This is a genomic window from Sphingomonas sp. GW821-FHT10F09 (assembly GCF_058809195.1).
This window is the reverse complement of the sequence record NZ_JBXASI010000007.1, coordinates 133,759-155,206: the sequence shown is the minus strand read 5'-3', so window position 1 is coordinate 155,206 and position 21,448 is coordinate 133,759. Positions and strand designations below refer to the sequence as shown.

20 protein-coding genes and 1 pseudogene are annotated in these 21,448 nt (G+C 64.5%); 15 read left to right on the top strand and 6 right to left on the bottom strand.

Translation table 11 applies throughout. The annotated features are described in order from the left end of the window. The first annotated feature begins 20 nt into the window (after positions 1 to 20). The 6 genes from AC1RTO_RS17895 (at position 21) to AC1RTO_RS17870 (ending at position 10,422) form a co-directional block, all read left to right on the top strand. On the top strand, positions 21 to 1,799 hold the full coding sequence (locus tag AC1RTO_RS17895; protein WP_493162164.1) for an ATP-dependent nuclease: 1,779 nt from the start codon (positions 21 to 23) through the stop codon (positions 1,797 to 1,799). After that, the gene (locus AC1RTO_RS17890) at positions 1,792 to 3,573 is read left to right on the top strand and encodes an ATP-dependent helicase (RefSeq protein WP_493162163.1); all 1,782 of its coding nucleotides are present in this window, start codon (positions 1,792 to 1,794) and stop codon (positions 3,571 to 3,573) included. Before AC1RTO_RS17895 ends, AC1RTO_RS17890 begins: the two co-directional genes overlap by 8 nt. A gap of 58 nt (positions 3,574 to 3,631) precedes the next feature. Beyond that, the gene (locus AC1RTO_RS17885) at positions 3,632 to 6,853 is read left to right on the top strand and encodes a hypothetical protein (RefSeq protein ID WP_493162162.1); all 3,222 of its coding nucleotides are present in this window, start codon (positions 3,632 to 3,634) and stop codon (positions 6,851 to 6,853) included. Further along, positions 6,850 to 8,580: a class I SAM-dependent methyltransferase gene (locus AC1RTO_RS17880; protein WP_493162161.1), complete on the top strand. Its 1,731-nt coding sequence runs from the start codon at positions 6,850 to 6,852 to the stop codon at positions 8,578 to 8,580. The genes AC1RTO_RS17885 and AC1RTO_RS17880 overlap by 4 nt, the downstream gene beginning before the upstream one ends. 4 nt (positions 8,581 to 8,584) lie before the next feature. Beyond that, positions 8,585 to 9,133, top strand: a complete 549-nt coding sequence (locus AC1RTO_RS17875) for a hypothetical protein (RefSeq protein WP_493162160.1) — start codon at positions 8,585 to 8,587, stop codon at positions 9,131 to 9,133. A 188-nt stretch (positions 9,134 to 9,321) separates the two neighbouring features. Continuing rightward, positions 9,322 to 10,422, top strand: a complete 1,101-nt coding sequence (locus AC1RTO_RS17870; protein ID WP_493162159.1) for a hypothetical protein — start codon at positions 9,322 to 9,324, stop codon at positions 10,420 to 10,422. 248 nt (positions 10,423 to 10,670) lie between these two features. Here the strand turns inward: AC1RTO_RS17870 and AC1RTO_RS17865 are convergent, their stop codons facing one another. From AC1RTO_RS17865 to AC1RTO_RS17855, 3 genes and pseudogenes are all read right to left on the bottom strand, one after another. Then, entirely contained in the window at positions 10,671 to 11,024 is a 354-nt protein-coding gene (locus AC1RTO_RS17865; protein WP_493162158.1) for a hypothetical protein, read from the bottom strand. Positions 11,025 to 11,476: 452 nt separating this feature from the next. Continuing rightward, positions 11,477 to 12,613, bottom strand: a complete 1,137-nt coding sequence (locus AC1RTO_RS17860; protein WP_493162156.1) for a PIN domain-containing protein — start codon at positions 12,611 to 12,613, stop codon at positions 11,477 to 11,479. 332 nt (positions 12,614 to 12,945) lie between these two features. Next, a pseudogene (locus AC1RTO_RS17855) lies at positions 12,946 to 13,857 on the bottom strand (IS481 family transposase); the annotation flags it as partial. Between the two features lie 344 nt (positions 13,858 to 14,201). Between AC1RTO_RS17855 and AC1RTO_RS17850 the strand changes: the two are divergent. The 9 genes from AC1RTO_RS17850 to AC1RTO_RS17810 all read left to right on the top strand — a co-directional run bounded on the left by AC1RTO_RS17850 (position 14,202) and on the right by AC1RTO_RS17810 (position 19,990). After that, the gene (locus AC1RTO_RS17850) at positions 14,202 to 14,444 is read left to right on the top strand and encodes a hypothetical protein (protein ID WP_493162155.1); all 243 of its coding nucleotides are present in this window, start codon (positions 14,202 to 14,204) and stop codon (positions 14,442 to 14,444) included. Positions 14,445 to 14,493: 49 nt separating this feature from the next. Beyond that, positions 14,494 to 14,814, top strand: a complete 321-nt coding sequence (locus AC1RTO_RS17845; protein ID WP_493162154.1) for a hypothetical protein — start codon at positions 14,494 to 14,496, stop codon at positions 14,812 to 14,814. A 25-nt stretch (positions 14,815 to 14,839) separates the two neighbouring features. Continuing rightward, positions 14,840 to 15,205 carry a CsbD family protein gene (locus tag AC1RTO_RS17840; RefSeq protein ID WP_293876900.1) on the top strand — a complete coding sequence of 122 codons (366 nt, stop codon included), beginning with the start codon at positions 14,840 to 14,842 and terminating at the stop codon, positions 15,203 to 15,205. 6 nt (positions 15,206 to 15,211) lie between these two features. Beyond that, complete coding sequence (locus tag AC1RTO_RS17835; protein WP_493162153.1) at positions 15,212 to 16,732, top strand: helix-turn-helix transcriptional regulator; 1,521 nt, start codon at positions 15,212 to 15,214, stop codon at positions 16,730 to 16,732. Next, the gene (locus tag AC1RTO_RS17830; RefSeq protein ID WP_293876897.1) at positions 16,729 to 16,926 is read left to right on the top strand and encodes a CsbD family protein; all 198 of its coding nucleotides are present in this window, start codon (positions 16,729 to 16,731) and stop codon (positions 16,924 to 16,926) included. The genes AC1RTO_RS17835 and AC1RTO_RS17830 overlap by 4 nt, the downstream gene beginning before the upstream one ends. A 34-nt stretch (positions 16,927 to 16,960) precedes the next feature. Next, the gene (locus AC1RTO_RS17825) at positions 16,961 to 17,842 is read left to right on the top strand and encodes a hypothetical protein (RefSeq protein WP_493162152.1); all 882 of its coding nucleotides are present in this window, start codon (positions 16,961 to 16,963) and stop codon (positions 17,840 to 17,842) included. A 64-nt stretch (positions 17,843 to 17,906) separates the two neighbouring features. Continuing rightward, positions 17,907 to 18,053 carry an entericidin A/B family lipoprotein gene (locus tag AC1RTO_RS17820; protein ID WP_493162151.1) on the top strand — a complete coding sequence of 49 codons (147 nt, stop codon included), beginning with the start codon at positions 17,907 to 17,909 and terminating at the stop codon, positions 18,051 to 18,053. Positions 18,054 to 18,194: 141 nt separating this feature from the next. Beyond that, positions 18,195 to 18,377 (top strand): CsbD family protein, encoded by a 183-nt coding sequence (locus AC1RTO_RS17815; protein WP_493162150.1) that lies wholly within the window; start codon positions 18,195 to 18,197, stop codon positions 18,375 to 18,377. Positions 18,378 to 18,436: 59 nt separating this feature from the next. Continuing rightward, complete coding sequence (locus tag AC1RTO_RS17810) at positions 18,437 to 19,990, top strand: Na+/H+ antiporter (RefSeq protein ID WP_493162148.1); 1,554 nt, start codon at positions 18,437 to 18,439, stop codon at positions 19,988 to 19,990. 187 nt (positions 19,991 to 20,177) lie between these two features. Here the strand turns inward: AC1RTO_RS17810 and AC1RTO_RS17805 are convergent, their stop codons facing one another. The 3 genes from AC1RTO_RS17805 to AC1RTO_RS17795 form a co-directional block, all read right to left on the bottom strand. Beyond that, a complete protein-coding gene (locus AC1RTO_RS17805; RefSeq protein WP_493162147.1) occupies positions 20,178 to 20,549 on the bottom strand; it encodes a putative quinol monooxygenase in 372 nt (123 codons plus the stop codon). Between the two features lie 63 nt (positions 20,550 to 20,612). Then, complete coding sequence (locus tag AC1RTO_RS17800; RefSeq protein WP_493162146.1) at positions 20,613 to 21,023, bottom strand: (R)-mandelonitrile lyase; 411 nt, start codon at positions 21,021 to 21,023, stop codon at positions 20,613 to 20,615. A 59-nt stretch (positions 21,024 to 21,082) separates the two neighbouring features. After that, positions 21,083 to 21,403, bottom strand: coding sequence for a carboxymuconolactone decarboxylase family protein (locus tag AC1RTO_RS17795; RefSeq protein ID WP_493162145.1), 321 nt, complete (start codon positions 21,401 to 21,403; stop codon positions 21,083 to 21,085). Between the last annotated feature and the right edge of the window lie 45 nt (positions 21,404 to 21,448).

Here is a 21,448-nt window from a genome sequence, read left to right as displayed (position 1 = left end):
TTCAGGATAGCGAGGGACATGTGCGACTAGCGAAGCTGAGCGTGAGGAATTTCCGGAACTTCGCGTCCGTGGACGTGGCGCTCGACCGCAACGTGGTGCTGCTCGGCGAGAACCGCGTCGGCAAAAGCAACCTCCTATTCGCGATCCGCCTGGTGCTAGACCCGACCCTCCCGGACTCGGCCCGTCAGCTAAAGTTGTCGGACTTCTGGGACGGCTGCGACCTCTCGTCCGGCCCAGCCATCGAGGTCCACGTCGATTTCGCGGATTTCGAAGGCAACGACGATCTCGTGGCGCTGCTTACCGACTTCCGCACCGCTGCGGATCCGACCATCGCCCGCCTGAGCTACGTCTTCCGTCGTAAGGCCACTGTGGCTGGCGCTTTGACCTCTGGTGAGGACTGCGAGTTTTTGGTGTTCGGCGGCGGTGACGAGGGGCGACCGGTGCCGAGCGGGGTGCGACGCCGCATCGCGCTGGACATGCTCGACGCGTTGCGTGATGCCGAGGGACAGCTCGGCTCGTGGCGAAGTTCGCCGCTGCGACCGCTCCTCGAGGACGCGATCTCTACGATCGGCAAGCCCGATCTCGACCAGGTGGCGGCCGACTTGGAGACCGCGACGCGCAGGTTGGAGGGCTTTCCCGCCGTCAAGGAGCTAGAGGACTCGCTGCGCGCTGGCATCCTTTCGCTCGCCGGGACGGCGCAGGACATCGGCGCCAGACTAAGATTCGCGCCCGCCGATCCGCTGCGATTGTTTCGCTCGATCGCCATGTACATCGACGACGGGCGGCGCGGCATCTCCGAGGCCAGCCTGGGCTCGGCCAATGTGGCGCTCGTCGCGCTGAAGCTCGCCGAGTTCGCTTGGCGTCGGGCCAAGAACGAGCGCAACTACTCGCTGCTTTGCATCGAGGAGCCTGAGGCGCACCTGCATCCCCAACTTCAGCGCTCCGTCTTCCGCAAGCTGTTCCGGGACGACGACGTCTCGCAGGCGCTCATCGTGACGAGCCACTCGCCGACGCTGGCGGCGGTGGCACCACTGAGGTCGATCGTGACGCTGAGGTCAGTCGGCGGAGCGACCCACGCCCATTCGCTCGCCTCGATACCGCTCGGTGCCGAGGAACTCGACGACGTCGAGCGTTACCTCAACGCCACCCGTTCCGAACTGCTTTTCGCCCGCGGGGTGATCCTCGTCGAGGGCGATTCCGAGGAGGCGCTGCTGCCTGGCTTCGCCGCAGCGACTGGCCGCGATCTCGACGAACTCGGCATCACGGTCGTGAACGTCGCCGGCACGAACTTCGCGCCCTACGTGAAGCTCGTCGCAAGCCTAGGCCTTCCGTTCTGCGTCGTCACGGACTGGGATCCCCTCGATGGCCTCGCCCAGCCCCTCGGGAAGGCTCGCACTATCGGCATCCACGACGCGGTCTGCCAGGTCACCGCAGCTGTCCCACTGGCTCCCGAAGCCCGCGCCCACTGGCTTGCGGCGGACTTCGCGGCGTTCAGCGCCGGTTGGGCATCGGCGGGTGTGTTCCTCAACGACCAGACATTCGAGGTCGCGGTCGCGGCGACCCCGGGCCTGCAGACAGCACTGCTGAATATCCTCGCCGAACAGGGCTTTGGTCCACGTCGGACCGCTCGGATCGAGGCCTGGCGGTCTGGAACGCCGGTCGACCCCGAACAGCTGTTGGCGATGGTGGCCGACATCGGCAAGGGGCGCCTGGCCGCCAAGCTGGCGCGCAAGGCGCCGCTGCTCGCTCCGCCACCCTACATCGCGGCCGCGATAGAGTTCGTCGCGGCACGTGCCTAATCACGCGGCGCTCGCACAGGCGCTGGAGGACCTGCGTCGCAACCCCGAGCAGCTCGACGCCGCGCGGGCCACGGGCAACGTCGTGGTGCTGGCGGGACCAGGGAGCGGTAAGACGAAGACGTTGACGACGGCCATGGCAAGGACGTTGGTCGAGGACGTCGCCGAGCCGCGCGGCGTTGCGTGCATCACTTACAACAACGAGTGCTCGATCGAGCTGGAGGAACGGCTCGCTCGCCTCGGGATCGAGAGCACCGGGCGCGTATTCATCGGCACCGTCCACGGTTTCGCGCTCTCGCAGGTGCTGTCGCCGTATGCGCGCTGCGTGCCGGAGGTGCTGCCCGCCGAATTCAGGGTCGCGACCACCCAGGAGGCGCGGGCGGCGGTCGAGTTCGCGTATGAAGAGGTGTTCGGCGGCTGGGGCGATCCGCATTCCCGCTGGGGGTTCGCGGCGGAGAAGCGCCGGAGGGATGTCGACCGGAGGCTCCCTGCCTGGCGCGGACGCAATCCCGAGCTCGCCGACTTCATCGAGGCGTATGAGCAACGCCTCCGCGCGCTCGGGCTGATCGACTTCGACGACATGCCGCTGCTGGCCTACCGCTTGATCCGCGACCATGCCTGGATACGCTCGGCGATGCGGGCGCGGTTCCCGATCCTGTTCGTCGACGAGTATCAGGACCTGGGACACGCGTTGCACGAGCTGGTGCTGTTGCTCTGCTTCGACGCGGGAGTCAGGCTGTTCGCCGTGGGCGACGTCGATCAGTCGATCTACGGCTTCACCGGCGCGAACCCCGAGCTGCTGCATGGCCTGACCGAACGTCCGGACGTGACCACCATCAGGTTGCGCTTCAACTACCGGTCGGGCGCGAAGATTATCCGTGCCTCGCTCGGTGTCCTCGGAGAGGAACGCGACTATTGCGGGATCGATGGCGCCCCGGAGGGCGAACTGTCGTTCTGGCCCGTGACGCTCGGTCATTCGGATCAGGCGCGGCACATAGCCGAGAAGGTCGTGCCTGCGCTTCTCGCCAAGGGGATCGCACCTGATCAGATCGCGGTCCTCTACCGAACGGCAGGGCACGGAGACACAGTCGCCGCGGCTCTCGAGGCGGCGGGGCTGCCGCTTGTCCGTTCCGACCGGAACGCTCTGGTCAAGCGGGGGTCAAGGCTGGCGCGGTTTGTCGAGGCGTGCGCCGATTGGGTGACGGGCGGCTGGCGGAACGCGGATCCGCCCTACGGCAGGCTTCTGAGGCAGGCCATCTCGCTGGTCCACACGGGTCGCGTTACCGAGGCGCAGCAGCAGGAGGTCTCTGGCCAGCTCATCGCCTTCCTGCGCGCTGGGATCGACTCCGGCGAGACGACGAACGAATGGCTCCGCCGGTTCTGCCGCGACCTCGCCGGTCCTTGGCAGGCTATTGCAACGAATCAGCAGCAGGAGTGGGAGGTCTGCTCCGAGATGGTCGCGAGGACCGATCCGGCTCAGGGGCGGGACATGCCGCTGAACGTCTTCTCCGGCAGGATCGAGGGCAGTGGCAGGATCACGCTCAGCACGCTTCATAGCGCCAAGGGCCGCGAGTTCGACGCGGTCGTGATGTTCGGTGTCAATGCCGAGGATTTTCCGGACTGGCGGGACCGGAGGACGGAACGCGGGATGCGAGAGGCGCGCCGGCTGTTTTACGTCGGCGTGACCCGCGCCCGGCGTGAGGTCTGCCTTGTCTTCCAGCAGGCGCATCACTCCCCCTGGGTGGCGGAACTGTATCGACGGAGTCAGCAGGTTTAAACCGATCCCGCTCCGACGAGGCTGGTGTAGGACGACGCCTCGTTCTAGCTTCGTTCGCATGATCAAAGATCGCAAGGAAGCCACGCCGGATGCCGCGGCGGCGCAACGCCCGACGCCTTCCGGATTCATGCGCCAGATGCGGCCTGAGCTCTACTCCGACACCGTCGATCGCCCGCTATACGTCCTCGACCGCGCCATGCTGGAGTTCCAGCTCGAGAGCATCACGTCGCGCAACGAGCATCAACGATTCGAGATATTCTGCCGAAAGCTCTGCCAACGGGTGATCTGTCCGAACATCCGGCCACAGAGTGGCCCGGAGGGTGGCGGCGACGGCAAGACGGACGCCGACACCTTCCCGGTGGCGGACGAGATCGCGGACCTCACCTACGTCGGTAGCGGCGGTCCGGGACGGGAGGACTGGGGCTTTGCGTTCAGTGCGATGAAGGACTGGAAGCGCAAGGTCGTCAAAGATGTCGCGGGCATCGCAAGCACTGGCCGGAAACTTGAGCTCATCTACTTCGTCACGAGCCGGCCTGCGCGTGCGGCGGATCGCGCCCGCATCGAGGCCGAATTGGAGCTGGCTCACGGCGTCCCGGTGAAGATCCTCGACCGTGCGTGGATCGTCGAGGAGGTGATCGACAACGAGCGCAAGGACATCGCCCACGACTATCTCGGCGTCGGACAGGTCGTAACCGACCCGATGCGATTGGGTCCCGATGACTATTCCCGAAGGCGACGCCTCGACGATGTTGAACGAGCACTGGAAGATCCCGCCTCGTTCGACGGGATGGAGCGCCAACTCGTCGCTGAGGCGATGGTGGCCGCCCAGCTTTCGCGCAATCTGGAGCTGCCGCGCCACGAGACCGACGGTCGGCACGCGCGGGCGATCCGCCTCGCCCGGAAACATGGCACCACGCGCCAGCAGCTCGAGGCGCGCCACGATGCGCTCTGGACCGCGTTCTGGTGGTTCGACGACGCTGCGGCGGTCTCCGACGGCTATGCCGACATCGAGGGGGAAGCGCTGGGTGCCGACCATGCTCGAAACATCGAGTTCTTGGTCCAACTCCACCAGTTGCTGGTGAACGCAGCGCTCTACCGCATGCTGCCGCCGCATCAGATCGACCTCTCCGAGCGATCGGAGCGGCTCGAGGCTGCGCTCGAGGCGATGACGCGCGACGAGGGCCGGCCCAACCACCGTCTCGAGGCGCGGACGTCGCTCGCGGTCGTCCGGCTCGGGCGTTACTTCGCTGAGGGCAGGACCGATCAGCTGCCCGGGCTTTGGAACGAGCTGGGATCCATTCTCGATGAGGCGGCGGGACTCGCGGAGTTCGACGCAGACCGGCTGGTCAGGTTGATCGATGTCGTATCGATCCCCGCAGGGCGGGATCCGACCTATCGTGCGGTCGCGGAGCGTCTCGCGGACTTCGTCGCCAAGCGAACCTCCGACGCTGAGGGTGCGCTCATCCTGCTGAGGCAGGCGCTCCGCCTCGACCTCGATGAGCGATGCGAGCGCATCCGCCTTTTGGGTCGCGCCGCGGTGCGGCTGGCCAAGCGGGAGCACACCGAACAGCTCGTCGAAGCACATCAGCACCTCGCCATCGCCTATCGCGGGGCCGACTTGCATTGGGCGTCGAGGTCGTCCCTTCTGATGGCGGCGGCGGGCCTCGCCGCCGAGGGAGAGGAGTCGAGCGAGCTGCCGGTCGGCTTCGTGCCGACCGTGAAGATATGGGCCTGGGTCGCGCTGCAGCTGCGGCTGCTCCCGGAGCTGCTTCTCGCATTTCGCCTTTTGCGCATGTCGGTCGCGACGCTGCCGCTAGACGACGCGTCGAAGGCCCGTGTGATGGAGAGCCTCCAGGAGCTGGACGCGGGTCTCGGCAGCAATATTCTCAACATGACCGATGCGGAGGTGGCGTCACTGTCCTCCATGCCCGACGCGCTCGCCGCCGCCGGAATGCCGATTTCTCGCATGGTGCTGCTCCACGCGCTCGGCCACGAGGATGTGCTGCGAGAGGATGAAAAGTATCGGCAGCTCGATGCTGAAGGCGGACTACCAAGATTTCTCGGCCTGCTGAAGTCGCAGCCGGTGTCGCGCGATCTCCTCGGGAGGCTGACCCTGAATTCGCCGGCAGGTCAGGTTCTGGAGACGTGCATTTGCGGTCTCACGGTGGAGGTCGCAACCTCGGGGACCGACGCTGGGATCGTGGCGGGTCAGGCGCTTGTCGCGACAATCGAGGCGATGCTTGCCACGATGATAGAGGACGGGGTCGGCCCCCACACCGAGCGTTTCCGTATCGATATAGTCGAGACGGACGAGACCGTGCCGAACGTCCGGACGGACCATCGGGGGATGCGTTCAATGGTCGAGTGGCCCCGATCGCTTCCGGTTTGGGATTTCCCGCGCCAGTCCGACATCGGTTCGTTCCTGATGCAGGTCGTCGCGGAGATGCTGGCGGCTACGTTCGTGCTCCCCGACCTCAAGACTGCGCTGGAGCGCCTTTTCGCGCGAGGCAACGCGCACGACCGAGTCTCGAGCGTCCTCGCGTCGCTCAGCGGGCTTCAGCGCATCGCTGGTCGGCCGGTGGTACGCGTCGACGGCGATGGGCGAGACTATCCCATGCGGGAGCGCCCGGAGGTGGAGAATGTGGAGCCGTTGAGTCCAGCCGACGAGGATGCCGGAGGATCCGGACGTGGAGTAACGGATGACGGGCGCCCGACCGTCTCGCGGCACCGCAAAGTCAAGGTACAGTCGGTCATCGACATGCACAGCTGGGACGAGGCCGTCTGGAGGGGAGTGCTCTACACGACGCTCGGCGACGACGTGCCGCCGGTCTTCGCGCTGGCGTTTCTCAACGGTGCAGCCGCGCGACGGATCTTCGAGCGATGGCGCGAGCGCTTTGGCACGAAGGACGTAAACCACGAGATCAGCATCTCGATCATCCGCAACCTGCCGGGCCACCCCTCGACGCACTACGCCATCCAGATCACGAGCCGACGGCCGGACGACGGGGACTGGGAGCCGGGCGCGCTGTATCAGACCGTCTCCCGCATCCATGTCGTCGAACCGGACGACAATGTGAATCTGGAGGGGTTCCTCGCACTGCTTGATGCGGCTGGATGCTTCATCCTGGCCCCCGCGGTGATCTCCGGCGCGGAGCCGGACCTCCTGACCGACCTCGTCATCCTCAAGAGGTTCATCAACGTGGTCGATGCAGCGGGTGTTGCGGATCACGACACCGAACACGTCGCGCTGGAGATAATCGCGAAGCGTGACGCAGCATGAGCGATCATGTCGCATCCTACGACGCGCAGGCAGAGCGCCTCGCTGCCGAGTATGAGGCGCTGGACCCGACGGATTACCGCGCGACATACGAGTCGCTTCTCCCGTCGGGAACCGACCTCCTCGCGCTGGACGTCGGTGCGGGTTCTGGCCGTGACGCCGCCTGGTTGTCGGTGCTCGGCTACGAGGTGGTTGCAGCCGAGCCGTCGGCGGGGATGCGTTCGGCGGGCATGGCCTTTCACCGTGATCGGTCGCTCCGTTGGATAGATGACAGGTTGCCGGGTCTGGATGCCACCCACGCGCTCGGTGTCTCGTTCGACGTGGTGCTGCTTTCCGCCGTGTGGCAGCATGTCGCGCCGGGTGACCGGCGCCGCGCATTCCGTAAGCTCGCGACTCTGCTGAAACCGGGCGGCCTGCTGGTGATCACCCTGCGCCTGGGCCCGGCCCCCGTGGATCGGCCGATGCACGAGGTTTCACTCGGCGAGGTGGAGGGTCTCGCTCGCGAGTTCGGCCTGATGGTCGCCAAGGTCGAGCATCGCTCCGGAGATGCAAGGCGACGTCCCGGCGTCGACTGGATCACCGTCGCGATGAGACTGCCTGACGACGGGGCGGGTGCCTTGCCGTTGCTCAGGGGCATCATCCTGAACGACGACAAGTCGGCGACGTACAAGCTGGGACTCCTCCGTTCTGTCGCCAAGGTCGCCGACCTGACGCCGGGACTCGCTCGCCATCATCCGAGCGAGGACGCCGTGCTGCTGCCGCTCGGCGTCGTCGCGCTCAACTGGGTACGGATGTATCTGCCCCTCGTCGCCCGTGGCCTTCCGCAGATGCCGCGCAACAGTGGACCGGACGGCCTCGGTTTCGCGAAGGATGGCTTCAGGGCTTTGATGTCCAGCGGACTCGCACCTCTCGACCTGCGGGTGGGCGCGGTCTTCTCGTCAGAGCGGGCGGCGGCGGTGTCGGGAGCGATCCGTGAGGCTGCGCAAACGATCGCGACGATGCCGGCGAATTTCACGCGCTATCCGAACTCCAGCACCTCGGTATTCGCGGCGACTGCGGTCAGCCCAAGATTTCGAGGTCCGATCGCGCTCGACGCCGAGACGCTGACCGCCTTCGGCACACTGACCGTTCCCGGGCACGTGTGGCGGGCGATGCAGCGGCTCGGCCCATGGATCGAACCGGTGCTCGCCGCCGAGTGGGCACGCATGGTCCACGGCTATGGCGAGCGTCAGGGCCACACCTACGCTCCGGGCGAGATCGAGGCGGCGCTCGCCTGGGTGGAACCCGTGCGCGACGTGAGGCTAGCGCGCGACGTGGCGCTATCGCGGATGGCTGCGGGGTCGGAGGTGTCGTGCGTGTGGTCCGGTCGTCGACTCTCGCCGGATACGTTGGACATCGACCACTGCCTACCGTGGTCCGCCTGGGCTTGCGGCGATCTCTGGAATCTGATGCCCGCACACCGGACGGTCAACCAGCGCCAGAAGCGTGACTTGCTGCCAAGTGCCGCCGCAATGGCGGCGTCGAGGGAGATGATTGTCGAGTGGTGGGATGCGGCATGGCGCGGTCACGGTGCGCTCGGCGAGCGCTTCGGGCGCGAGGCCACGGCGGCGCTGCCGGTGGCGCCGGGAAGCGCGAGCCCCGAGGTTTTCGACGGACTGAGCTGGCGCCGCCTGCGCCTGCAGCAGGACCAACGCCTTCCGGAATGGCCCGGCGTGGCAACGGTCTCCTGACGTCGTGGAGGGCTTCCCGAAGGGCGCGGTATGGCCGGCGGAAGACGACGACTCGGTGCAGATTCGCGAGGTGTACTCCCGCTATGGTTTGGCGATGTATCAGGCGCAGGTGCTTGAGCACGGGATGGTCAATGCCGTCATCATCGCGCGCATGCTCCCAACCATGCGATCGCACCCTGACCGTTCGGCGTGGGAGGACGCGTTCGATCAGGCCTATGACGTGGAGCTGGCAAAGACCTTCGGCAACATGCTGAGGGCGCTCGAGCCGCTGGATCTACCTGCCATGCTTTTGAAGCGCTTGCGGACCGCGAAGGTTGAGCGAGACAGACTAGCCCACCGGTTCTTTCGGGAGCACGACGAGCATTTCCTAAGTGCAAGCGGACGCGCTCTGATGATCGGAGAGTGCGACGATGCGATTGAGCTGTTCTCCAGGATCGATGCCGATCTGGAAGAACTTATGCGCCCGCAGCGCGAACGGTTCGGAATCACAAACGACTGGGTCTATAAACTAATGGCGGCTGCACTTGACGCTGCGGGTGACGATTCAGCCTAGGATCGTGACGCTGTTCTCGGCCTGGAGCAACCTTGCTGACCATGTTCAACGGTCAGCGATCGTTGAACATGGTGTCGCTGAACGAACGGCCGCCTTCGGCCGGTGTAGATGCTACCTCGAATGTCCAATTGTGGGTCGGCTCTATGCGGACATTTGTCGAGCTGCTCCCGACAAGGTAGGGAGACCGCATGACACTTGCAGCAGCCTATCGGATCGGCAAGGTGCCAATCCTATTATCTGATACCTTGATGAGCGGCGTTGGCGATAAGCCGCATCAGCCGATCGCAACCCGGGTGGACTTGGAGGATCCCTTGCCCGGCGATTGGCTCGTTCCCGTAACCGGGCTTACGCGTAAGTCCGTGGTGATTGGGACAAACCTTGCAGTAGCGGTGGCCGGAAACGGGCTGGGTGCCGCCGACGTCTGCAATCGGCTTGAGGCGGTTCTGGACGGACGCGTACCGGATATCGCTATGCTGTCCGAGGGACTTCGCTCGATCAATGACCTGCTTTCGGAAGCGACCTCCTGCGCCCTTGTTGGCTGGCTTGGGGATGTTGACGAGTGCAGGTCGTTCAACTGGGACAGCCGAACGCCTGAGGCGATCCGCTGGGACGAGGACTTCATAACCGGCAGCGGCGAGCAACTTCTTCGACAACTGGCTTGGAATTCGAGGCAGCGTGAGATGCCAATCTCGACCTTCGATCACGCACAACATTACGCGCTCCAGCAGGTATCTAGCTTGTTGTTGAACGAGATCACGAACGGCGCTCCCATCACTAACCTCGTTGGCGGCGGATATGACGTCTGGATATGGGATGGCGCACGCTTCCGACACGGCGCTGAGGTAAGCTTTCTTTTCCTCTCCATAGAATGGCTGCGCTCGCGGGTGAAGATGATGCAAGACCCCGCTCCTGTGCTGATCACCCAAAAGCAGCTTGAGGAGTGCTTGGTCGTGCGGGCTGTGCTGCCGCCTAACCAAGTGGACGCAAAACCTGATCGAGGCGAGCGGGTCGCAATCATCGCCCCGCTGTCAGCCGTAGGCCGTAAGTACCTCTTCTCTCGACCTCACGATCAAAGCGAGACGCCGCACTTTGGCGGCCGCGTGTTCGTGATAATCACCGGCATGGGTCCCAACGGACCGGAGCATTGGTCCGCAGGCGTCGATCACGCCCAGGCGAACCTGTTTAGGCTGGAGAGCGACCCCGCGAACGGAAAAGTTCGGTTCTGGCTGCCCTCCGAAGTTCTGGACGCGATGGCCGCAGCCGCGGAGCGCCAATTCAACCGACAGTAAATTATCCGTCACGTGCAAATGCGACTGTCTCTCGAGCTGAACGGATGTCCGAAGCTGGGTATCGAGTCGGGCGTACTAAATGTCGCCTTCTGGGTCGGTCACCGCGGCGACCGCTTGCGACCAAATTAGGTGGCTCACATTCGTATCGATCAACGTTCGGTCCTGACGGAAGCTGCCGATCGGACAGATCGAAGCGGACGATTGGCAACGCGCCCATACTCGATGTGCGATGCTAGTTTACATGTGCCTTAGAGCAGCCGCCTGCTACCGCTGCGATCCGCTGCCGGTCGCGCGGCGTTGACATTGCGGAGTGTGCCACGCTTACCCGGATGATGGTCCGATCCAAGCACAGCAAATGGCTCCTCCCAGCATTCACGTTGGCCGCCGGCGCGGCGGGTTACCGCCGATACCGGGCCGGTCGAACCTCGATCATTACGCACCTTTACCAGATTGATGTCAGTCAGATTCGGTCTGGCGACATCCTTCTCTACCGAACCAAGAAGACGTCCGTGATTTCCGCCGTGGTAAGGTGGCGAACAAGCAGTCCCTATTCGCACGCCGCCATTTATCTCGGCGACGGACAGATCCTTGAAGCGGTTCATCCCAGAGTCCGGATAACTCCGCTGAAGATTCCCCGCAGCGGTTATATCCGCGTTATTCGGTCGCAACTTGGGTTTGGCCCTGAGCGTCAGGAAGGGTGACAGGCGTACCAGGTATTTCTGTTCGGCCCTCGTGGCGAGAATATGGTGTGTCGTCGGGATCGCCGACGCGAGTGCGTGGCATCTTTTCCTTCAGGATTTGATCTCGCCGGGCGGCATCGTCGGCGATGTCAATTTTGGCTGGTTCCTCGGCTACCTTGTGCCGCCGGGTATGACGGTGCCTGACAGCGACCCGCTGCAACGGGGGACTGCATGGAAGGATGTGGTCGCTGTTAGGCCGGCACCGTAGCCTAATCACCCTTGGCGCTTCACATCCAAGAGTAAACCGAATGCTCCGGCCAGTGGCTGCCATTCCGTTAGGCGCCACGACGTTCGATCTAGGCGCGCGGACGACATCACCAGTCGTCCCGGTCGTCGCCGTAATCGACCTCGACGTAGCCGAAGTCCACGGAGAGAGAGGAGGCGTCGGTCTCTAATTCGATGACATCGGGATCGGGGCCGTCGTCGTCGCGGGCGACGGTCACGACTACTTGCACGTCGAACTCCTCGGACTTGCTCGCCTGTGCCCCACCGATGCCGACGTCGTCCTTGTCGATGCCGTCCCGCACGGTGAACGAAAATGATGCGTGGAACGTAGCCTTGACCCCAACGGAGAATGCCACCGTCACGAAGTCGGCATCCGAAGTGAGGACGTCGAAGCGCGTGTCGGCGATTAACCACTCCTCGATCGTCGCGTGCTCGTCCTCGGATTCGTAGTAGTAGGGTGCATTCGCCTCCACGTCGAAGATTTCGACTGAGCTCTCGAGCGCGCTCTGGATACTGGAGCTCAATGACGCAGCGGTGCCGCCTGCCAGGTTAGCAGCGAGGCGCGCGGCCACGAATGCGTCGTCGCCGTTGAACAGGTTCAGGGCGGCCGCTAGCTGCGGCATGCAAACGATATGCAACGATTGCTCGGCGAAGCGCGCCCAGTCTCCGTCGCCGCTGACAGCCAGCACAAGCCCTCCTTGCTCGGCAGCCCAGTGCTCAAGCGACAGGAGGGCGATCGCGTCGGGGAACTCGCTTTTCTTGTCAGCCTTGGTCGAGAAGGGCGGTCTCGACCCGAAGTATAGGTCGTGCAGCTGGCGGACCGTGGCGCCGTCGTCCACGCGCAGCCGTTCCGCCCCGACGGTCGCGACGTAACCGTCGAGCAGCTCGGTCGAGCGGGCGGTCACGTCTTCGGGGATGCCGACGTCGACCATCGCCTGCTTCGGGTCCAGACCGAGACCGGCGGCCCTGCCGACCTGCCGCAGCGCGCTGCGCAGCAGGTCGGACTTCGCCTTGAGGTCGTCGCTTACGTGACGATGCACTTCGTTGAGAACGACCTCAGAGAAGAGCAGCGTCACGTCGGTCCCGGCAAACTGCCCGAGCGCCTGCAGGATTTTCGACTGGTAGTTGTATCCGAGATGGTGGAATTCGGTGGTGTCGAGGGTGAAGCCGGCGATCTTACCGTCGTGCACTAGCTGCGCGAGCTCCTGTTCGGTCTTCTTGGGCATAGCTGTAGAGTAGCCGTCACGCGCGGTTCGGGCGAGCTCTTTCAACGCGCCCGGCTTGGCCGTTCGCTGCGGCTACGGACGCCGGCTCAAGGGATTCGCGGCCGTCGCGCGCCTTAGGATTAGCTCAAGGCGTTGACTTGACCGAAGCAATGTCCGCTCCTGCCGCACGCTGACCCTCGTCGCTGCGTGCGAATAACGGGTTTGTCCCAATTCTCCCCATTTCACTTGGCGCCGTCGGCACAGATTTGCTTACATGAACAAACGGCCGGAGTTGGGAATAGGAAATTGGCCGGTGAATGGCTGAAAGTGGGTCGAGTTGCTTGTTTACTAGTGTTTAGTCCTGGCATCTGGTGGATCGGGTCAACGATGAACCGGTCTGGCTCTGACGTCCAGATCTTGGCGATGTACTCGTAGGGTGTGAGCCCGCTGAGCGTCTTCAGCCGGCGGGCGAAGTTGTAGGCGGCCATGAAGTCGGCGAGGTGCGTGCGAAGCTGGTCATGGCTATCGTAGTGGAAACGTTTGACGGTCGCCTCCTTGATGGTCCGGTTCATTCGCTCGACTTGTCCGTTGGTCCACGGATGGTTCGGTTTGGTGAGCCGGTGCTCGATATTGTTGGCCTCGCAGATCATGTCGAAGCGCATCTGGCGGGACCAGGCGGTGTTGCGGTTGCGGGGCTGCTCGGCGAACTGGATGCCGTTGTCGGTTAGGATAGTGTGGATGCGGTACGGCACGGCTTTCAGCAGGTGCTCGAGGAACTCCCACGCTGTGCGCCTGTCAGCCTTGTCGACCAGTTGGGTGACGGCGAACTTGCTCGTGCGGTCGATGCCGACGAACAGATAGAGCTTGCCTTCGGCAGTCTGCACCTCGGCAATATCGATGTGAAAGAAGCCAATCGGGTAGCGCTTGAAGCGCTGACGCTTCGGCTTGTCGCCCTCGACATCTGGCAGGCGGGAGATCCCATGCCGCTGCAGACATCGATGCAGTGCTGACCGGGTCAGGTGCGGGATCGACGGCTGCAACGCATAGAGGCAGTCGTCGAGCGGCAGCAGGGTGTGGCGCCGGAACGCCACAACCATCGCCTCCTCCGCCTCGGACAGGGTCGTTGAATGAGGGGCCTTCGGCCCGGTCTTCAGATCCTCGACCGTCGCCCTCTTACGCCACTTCGCCACCGTCTTGGGGTTGATCCCCAGCTCCCGGCTCAACGTCGCGAGCGAAGCCTGCGATCGCTGTATTGCTGCTCGGATGGCGTGCGTGGTCGTGGCGCACCCATGACGTACCTATCCCATACGGCGTCCTTCCATTCCAACGAAAGGATCGCACCATCAAACCGTGGGATCAAACACCTAGGTAAACAGCACCCAGACGGCATCAAGTGCAGCGGGTCGGGACGCGCAGCCAACTGGGAATCTTGCCCGGAGGCCTTCCAGCCCTGTCCCAACCTGGCGATTAGATGGACCGGCTGCCAGACGCGCATAGCGCGATGGCAGGGACGCGAATGAGGTTTATGCCGCCTAGGGGCAAATCTACCAGTCATTGAGTATTTTCGGACGATATGGCCGGGCGTGCCGCAGTGATAGTCACTGATACCATGACCAATGACGATTTCTCGCAAACCGTGCAACAGATCGGCGCCCAAGAGCGAGGCTATCTCCTGAAGCGTGCTGAGGATCATCGTCAACTCGCCGAGGAGAGCGCCGAGCCAGGCGCGCGATCCCTGCACATTCGCTTCCAGCAACTCTATCTGAAGCGCGCCAACGGCGACTTGGGTGGTACTTTCGAACCAGACGTGCCTGCAAAAATACCAGGAACGCGGCCTCCTATCGAAGGTTGAGACGCCCGAGCCGGTCGCACCCAAGCGGATCCGGCCAAGGGAAAAGCGTATGAAGATGTTGGCTGTGGCGTTGACGGGCGCCCTGACTTTGACCGCATGCGCTGCCCCTGCGACCCGCATTTCAACGGGTCTTCAACGCTATGGCATGGATGCGCAACGGGCGGACTGCGTCGGCACCCGGTTGCAGTCGGATCTGTCGCTCGGCCAGCTCCAGCAGTTGGGCCGCGCTGCGGCGGCCTATCGCAAGGGCGACACCGCGCCCGGCGTGTTGACGGTCGGCGATTTCCTACGGGTCGCGGGAGAGCTGAAGGATCCTGCGATCGTGCTGGCGGTCGGCAAGGCTGCCGCAGGCTGCGGTGTCGCGCCGTAACCTTCATTTCACCAAGGAAACGATCATGAACAAGGATGAATTTCAGGGCGGCGCCCGCTATGTGGGCGGCAAGGTTGAGAAGGCGGTCGGCGATGCCGTCGACAGCCGCGACTGGAAGGTCGACGGCGTGGTCGATCAGGTCGCAGGCGGCGCGCAGCATAGCTACGGCCGTGCCAGGTCGATCGTCGGAGACGCGATCGACAGCGCCCCCGAACTGGCCGAGGAAGCGCGTGAGCGTCTGAAGGCGGCCGGCGAGCGGGTTGCCGACGGTGCGCAAAAGGGTGGCAAGATCGCGGCCCAGACCGTGCAGGATCAGCCCGTGATCTGGGCCCTTGCCGCGGCAATGGTCGGCTATGGCCTTGCCTGGCTCGTCCACGGTCGCCGCGACTGATCCGTCATGGCCGAGGCTTCGTTCAAATCCCTGCGCGAGACCGCGGATCTGCGCCACCTGCGCCAGATCATCGTCGGTCTCGACGAGGGCGTGATCCTGATCGATCCCGACCAGAGCCTGCTCTGGGCGAACGACGCCGCCTTGGCCATGCACGGCGTGCAGGACATCGTCGATCTCGGCGCGACGGTGGATGAATATCGTTCACGGTTTCAGCTGCGCTACCGCAACAATCACCGTCTCGAGGCCGACGATTATCCCATTGAACGCGTGGTCGCCGGCGACGCCTTTTCGGAAGTCGTGGTCGAAGTGACCGTCGCGGGCGAGGATGCACCGCGCTGGGTGCATCAGGTGCGTAGCCTCGTCCTCAACGATGCCGACGACGCCGAACCGGCCTGCCTTGTGCTCATCATGCAGGACGTGTCGGCGCGCTTCGAGGCGGAAGACCGCTTCGAGCAGTCGTTCAACGCGAACCCCGCGCCTGCGGTGATCTGCCGCCTGAGCGACCTGCGTTTCGTGAAGGTCAACCAGGGCTTCCTCGAGATGACCGGGCACGACCGTGATCAGGTGCTGGGCAGGACGGTGTACGACATCGACGTGCTGCGTGCCGCGGACCAGCGCGATCTGGCCAAGGAACGTCTCGCCGAGGGGCGGACCATCCCGCAGATGGAGGCCGAACTCGACTTGCCCGATGGCGGAACCAGGCTCGTCATCGTGGCAGGGCAACCGATCGACATGGGCGACCAGCCCTGCATGCTGTTCACCTTCGCCGACCTCGAGCCACGCCGGAAGGCGGAAGGCGCGCTGCGGCATAGCGAGGAGCGGTTCACGCGCACCTTCCAGCTCGCGCCCGTGCCGATGGCGATCGGCGTGCGCGATGGCCATCTGCTGTGCGAAGTCAACGCCAGCTTCACCGAGATGACCGGCTACGATGCGGCCGAGATCATCGATCGTCCGCTCGGCGAGATCGAGCTATGGGAAAGCGACGCCAAACGTCGCGAGATAGAGGCGTCGATCGACGGTGGCCATGACCTTCGCGGCCACGAAGCGCGCGTTCAGGCCAAGGACGGCACCACGATCGACTGCATCGTCTCCACGGAAGCCATTCGGCTGGGTGACGACGCCTGCGTCCTCTGGGCGTTTCAGGACATCACGCAGCGAAAGGCGACCGAACTCGAACTGGTCGAGGCGATCGAGGCGGTGATGAAGGATACGAGCTGGTTCAGCCGCTCGATCATGGACAAGCTGGCTCGGCTCCGCGCCCCCCAGCCCGACGTCGCGGGGCCCGGTCTCGATGACCTGACCACACGCGAGCGCGACGTGCTGGCGCTGATCTGCCGCGGCTACGACGACAAGACGATCGCACGGACGCTCGACGTGGCTGGCAATACCGTGCGCAACCATGTGGCGCGCATCTACGCCAAGATCGGCGTCAATCGTCGCATCGCCGCGGTCGCCTGGGCACGCGCGCGTGGCTTCGACGGCGAGGGCGTTCGACACGAGAAAACCGAACAGGAGACGGCAGCTTGACGGCTCGACATAGCGGCCCGCAAAAGCCGACCGAGGACCGAACGAAGGCTGCCGCGACCCGCGAGGCCAAGGGGTCGGTGCAGGAGGCGATCGGCAAGCTGATCGGCGACGATGCCGTGCGCAGACGTGGCACGGCCGAGAAAGAGGCCGGTGCGGCCGATGCCTCCGACATTCCGGAATCATCGCGGCCCTGACCGCGGCGACACATTCGTTTCAACAGGAGATACTATGGCGACCCGCGTAACCACCGGCCTCGCGCCGGTCGATGAAGCACGTCCCGGCAAGACCCCGACCCGCCTGTCATGGGGCGCGATCTTCGCCGGTGTCGTGATCGCCGTCGCGGTGCAGCTCGTCCTCGGCATTCTCGGCGCCGGGATCGGCCTGACGATGGTCGATCCGGTCGACGGCACGACGCCCGGAGCGACGGGGTTCGGCATCGGCGCCGGCATCTACTGGCTCATCACCACGATCGTGGCGCTGGGCGCGGGCGGTTATGCCGCGGCGCGGGTCGCCGGCGTCCACGAGCGGTTCGATGCGCTGGTCCACGGTCTCGTCGTCTGGGGCGTCACCCTCATCCTGACGCTGTATCTCCTGACCTCCGCCGTCGGTGGGATCATCGGCGGTGCCTTCCGCACGGTCGGCGCGGTCGCCGGCGCGGCGGGGACGACGGTCGGCGTGGCGGCGCCCAAGGCGGCGTCGATCGCCGGCATCGACGAGGGCGACGTGCGCAGCGAGGCTGCGGCCTATCTGTCGGACGCGCCGAGCGATCCGGCGCAGATGACGGCGGAACAGGCGCAGACGGAAATCGCCAGGCAGCTCCCCGCGCTCGCGCGTGGCGGCAGCGACGGCCGGCAGGCCGAGAGCCGCATCGTCGATATCGTCGCCGCGCAGCGCAAGATCAGCCGTCCCGAGGCGCAGGCCGAGGTGACGCGTGCCAAGCAGCAGTTCGTCCGGACCAAGAACGACACGATCGCGACCGCCAAATCGGCGACCGACAAGGCGGCCGGCGCGGCGGCCGGCACCTCGTTCGTCCTCGTGCTGGCCTTGCTGATCGGCGCAGCGGCTTCAGGTTTTGGTGCAACCGCAGCGACCCGCCGCCGGCTGCGCTGAGCGTCCGCGGCGGGTCCAGCGTATCGGATCCGCCGCATCCATTGTCGTATGGAAGGAGAATGCCATGACAACGAAGAAGATCGGCCTCGCGCTCGTGCTGGCCGGCATGGTGTCGCTCGCGGCCTGCAATACGGTCAACGGCGCGGGCAAGGACATGAAGTCGGCTGGATCGGCCGTCTCCGAAGCGTCCGGCCAGAACAAGAAGAAGTGACCGGTTGCGGCGGGGCTTTTCCTCTCGATGCGTCACGCGGGCCGATGATCGTCGCTCGCAGGCCCATCGCGGGAACGCTGCCTCCGCACATCGGTTTAGATCGCAGCCGTAACGATCGGCGTATCAAAATGGAGATTGGCGATGGGTGAGTTCACCGACAAGGTCAGCGCTGCTGCCAACAAGGTTGCCGGCAAGGTCAAGGAAGAGATTGGCAAGGCGACCGACAACGAGCGGCTGGAAGCCGAGGGCGAGGCCCAGCAGTTCAAGGGCACCGGCCAGGACGTCAAGGGCAGCGTCAAGGGAGCGTTGGGCGACAAGATCTAAACGATCGGGACCGCTTACCCGGGCGGTCCCATCGCCTTCGCCTCGGAAAAACTACCCGCATGAACATCCTTGAGGCGATCCTCATTCTGCTCGCGGTGGCGTTGGCCCTCACGCTGCTCGCGCGTACCCTAGAGATCCCGTCGGCGGTGATGCTCGTGCTTGGCGGCATCGTGTTGGCGTTCGTGCCGGGCACGTTTCACATCGCCTTGAAGCCGGAACTGGCGCTCGCGCTTTTCCTGCCGCCGCTGCTGCAGGCGAGCGCCCTGCGAACCGACTGGACGATGTTTCGGGCGAACATCGTGTTCATTGCGTTGTTGGCCTTCGGAGCCGTCCTGTTCACCGCTGGTGCGGTGGCGCTGGTCGCCCGCCATCTCATTCCAGGGTTGGGCTGGCCTGCCGCGATCGCGCTGGGCGCGATCGTCGCACCGCCTGATGCGGTCGCTGCGGCGTCGGTGCTCAAGCGCTTCAAGCTGCCCAAACGGATCGTCGCGGTTCTGGAGGGCGAGAGCCTCATCAATGACGCATCCGCGTTGGTGCTGTACCGCTTCGCGCTCGGCGCGGCGGTGGCGTCGACGGCCAGCTTTGGGGCGATGGCGGGCGGTTTCGCGCTGATCGCGCTGGTCGGCACGGCGGTCGGCATTGCAACCGGCTTCGGCGCGAACTGGCTGATGCGCCGGCTCAAGGACAAGCATCTCGAGATCGTGGTCTCGTTCCTCGCCGCCTTCGCCGCCTATCTGATCGCCGAGCGGATCGAGGGATCCGGCGTTCTCGCCGCAGTCGCCTGCGGCGGGTTGATCGGCCGGGCGCAGGTGAAGCTCGCAGCGACCACACGGCTCGAAGGCGCAAGCGCTTGGCAACTGGTCGAATTCGTCCTCGCCAGCCTGGTGTTCTTGCTGGTCGGCCTGCAGCTGCACGGCATCCTGGCGCGCCTCACTAACTATAGCGGCTGGCAACTCGCGGTCTTGGGCCTCGGCCTGTCGGCGACGCTGATCCTCTCGCGGTTCGTCTGGGTGTTCGCCACCTTCTATCCTGCAACGGCGCTGGTCGCGGTGATACGCGGTGGAAAATTCACCCCATCGCTAAGCTATCCGACGATCATCTCCTGGACCGGCATGCGCGGCGTAGTGAGCCTCGCGGCCGCACTGGCGCTGCCAAGCGATTTCGAGGCGCGCGATCTCATCGTCTTCCTCGCTTTCTGCTCGATCCTGTCGACGCTGGTGCTGCAGGGGATCACGCTGAAATGGCTGATCCAGTGGTTTGACCTGCGCGAACCAGAGATCGAGCGCGCGAGTCCCGCGCTGGTCGCGGCCCGCGCAATCGTGGCGGCAGCGATCGCCGGTGTCGGCGCGCAGGGCAGCAAGACTCGCGACATCTTGGAACAGGTCCGGCATTCGGAGGAAGAGGGCGCGCGCGCCGGCCACGCCGTCGATCCCGAACGCCTGCGCAGCGTGATGGAGAACCGTCTGGCCGCGCTCGATGACGCTCGCGCTCGCCTCCGCGAGCACCGCGACGAACTCGACGGCGAAACGCTGGCCACGCTCGTCCGAGAACTTGACCTCGAGGAGGAGCAAGTCCGACTCGCGATTGACGACTCCGCGCCGGCGAAGGCTTGAAAGTTGAAACAACCTGTTAGCTGGTCATGCTTGTAACCGTGCAGATGGGGTTAAACTTAATGATCTCATCGCACCATGCAACGCATTCTTGATGTCGAGGATCGTTCGATCGCCGGTATGAGCTTGCTTGAACGAATGTCCGAAACCGGGAAGTGCATATCGCGCACATGATGTCCGTAGCTGGGTCTTACCGCTTCGAGCGTAGAGCTATTGGTGTGGTCTCATGCAGGGTAAGCGATCTCACCATCTTCGCGGTGGCGGTCTTGTATTTAGCAAAGTGAGGTGATTTCAGGTGCGCTTCATAAGCGGACTGATCGGCGTAGATCTCCATCAGCCGAACGTGACTGGGAGAGTCTTTCAAGGCGACCGCGTTGAGCGTCAGAACGCCAGGCTCAAGACGCACGGAAGCTTCGATCTCCTCGCGCAGTAGCACCAGGTAGGCGTCGAGCTGCGCCGGGACGATCTGAAGTTCGGCAAGCCGGACGACCGGTGGCGAGTGCGTCATCTCTTTCCTCTTTTTCGGCGGGGCCGCCGCGATCAGCAGTAATTCCAGCGCCAACGTCGCGACCCTGACAAGTTGATTAAAAGCCCTCGGCATAGGTATCGGCCGTAGCAGCACGGCTCAGTCGCCGTCCCGAGCGCGGGCGTATTGCGCATCCGTAACCGGCTCGAGCCATTCGACGTTTTTGCCGTCGAGCGCCTCCTGGACGGCGATGTGCGTCATGGCTGTCGTCGGGGTGGCTCCGTGCCAGTGCTTATGGCCTGGTGGGCACCAGATCACGTCACCGGCGCGGATCTCGACGATCTCCTCACCCTCGCATTGCGTCCAGCCACAGCCAGCGGTGACGATTAGCGTCTGGCCAAGCGGGTGAGTGTGCCAATGCGACCGCGCACCAGGTTCGAAGGTGACCGCTGCGCACGAATGTCTTGCTGGTGCAGGCGGGGCGTTCAGTGGGTCGATACGCACCGTACCGGTGAAGTAGGTGGACGGTCCGGGCTGCGAGGGCTGCGATCCTGCGCGTTTGAGTTCCATATGGCTGATCCTTGCACGTTTTGACGTGACGCTCCTGAGTGGCGGCTGGTGTGCCTGGATTAGGCGTCCTTCAGTGCGTCCCGAGCGACGTTGACCGCCGTCATTGCACTCGGCCAACCCGCATAGAATGCGGTGTGGGTGATCGCGGCGATGATTTCGTCCCGGGTCAGGCCGTTCTCCAGGCCCTTGCCGAGGTGGAAGCCGAGCTCGTTGTGGCGGTACAGCGCGACGAGGGTGGTGATCGTCACCAGACTCCGGTCGCGGGGGGAAAGCGTGTCGTCGGTCCAGACATTGCCGAACAGCACCTTGTCGGTAATCTCGGCGAGCTTCGGCGCGATATCGCCGAAAGCTTCGCGGGCGTTGGTGGGTTCGTCAGCCATGAAGATGCTCCTTTGTCGGTGCGAGTAGGCAAGTGGTGGGTCGAA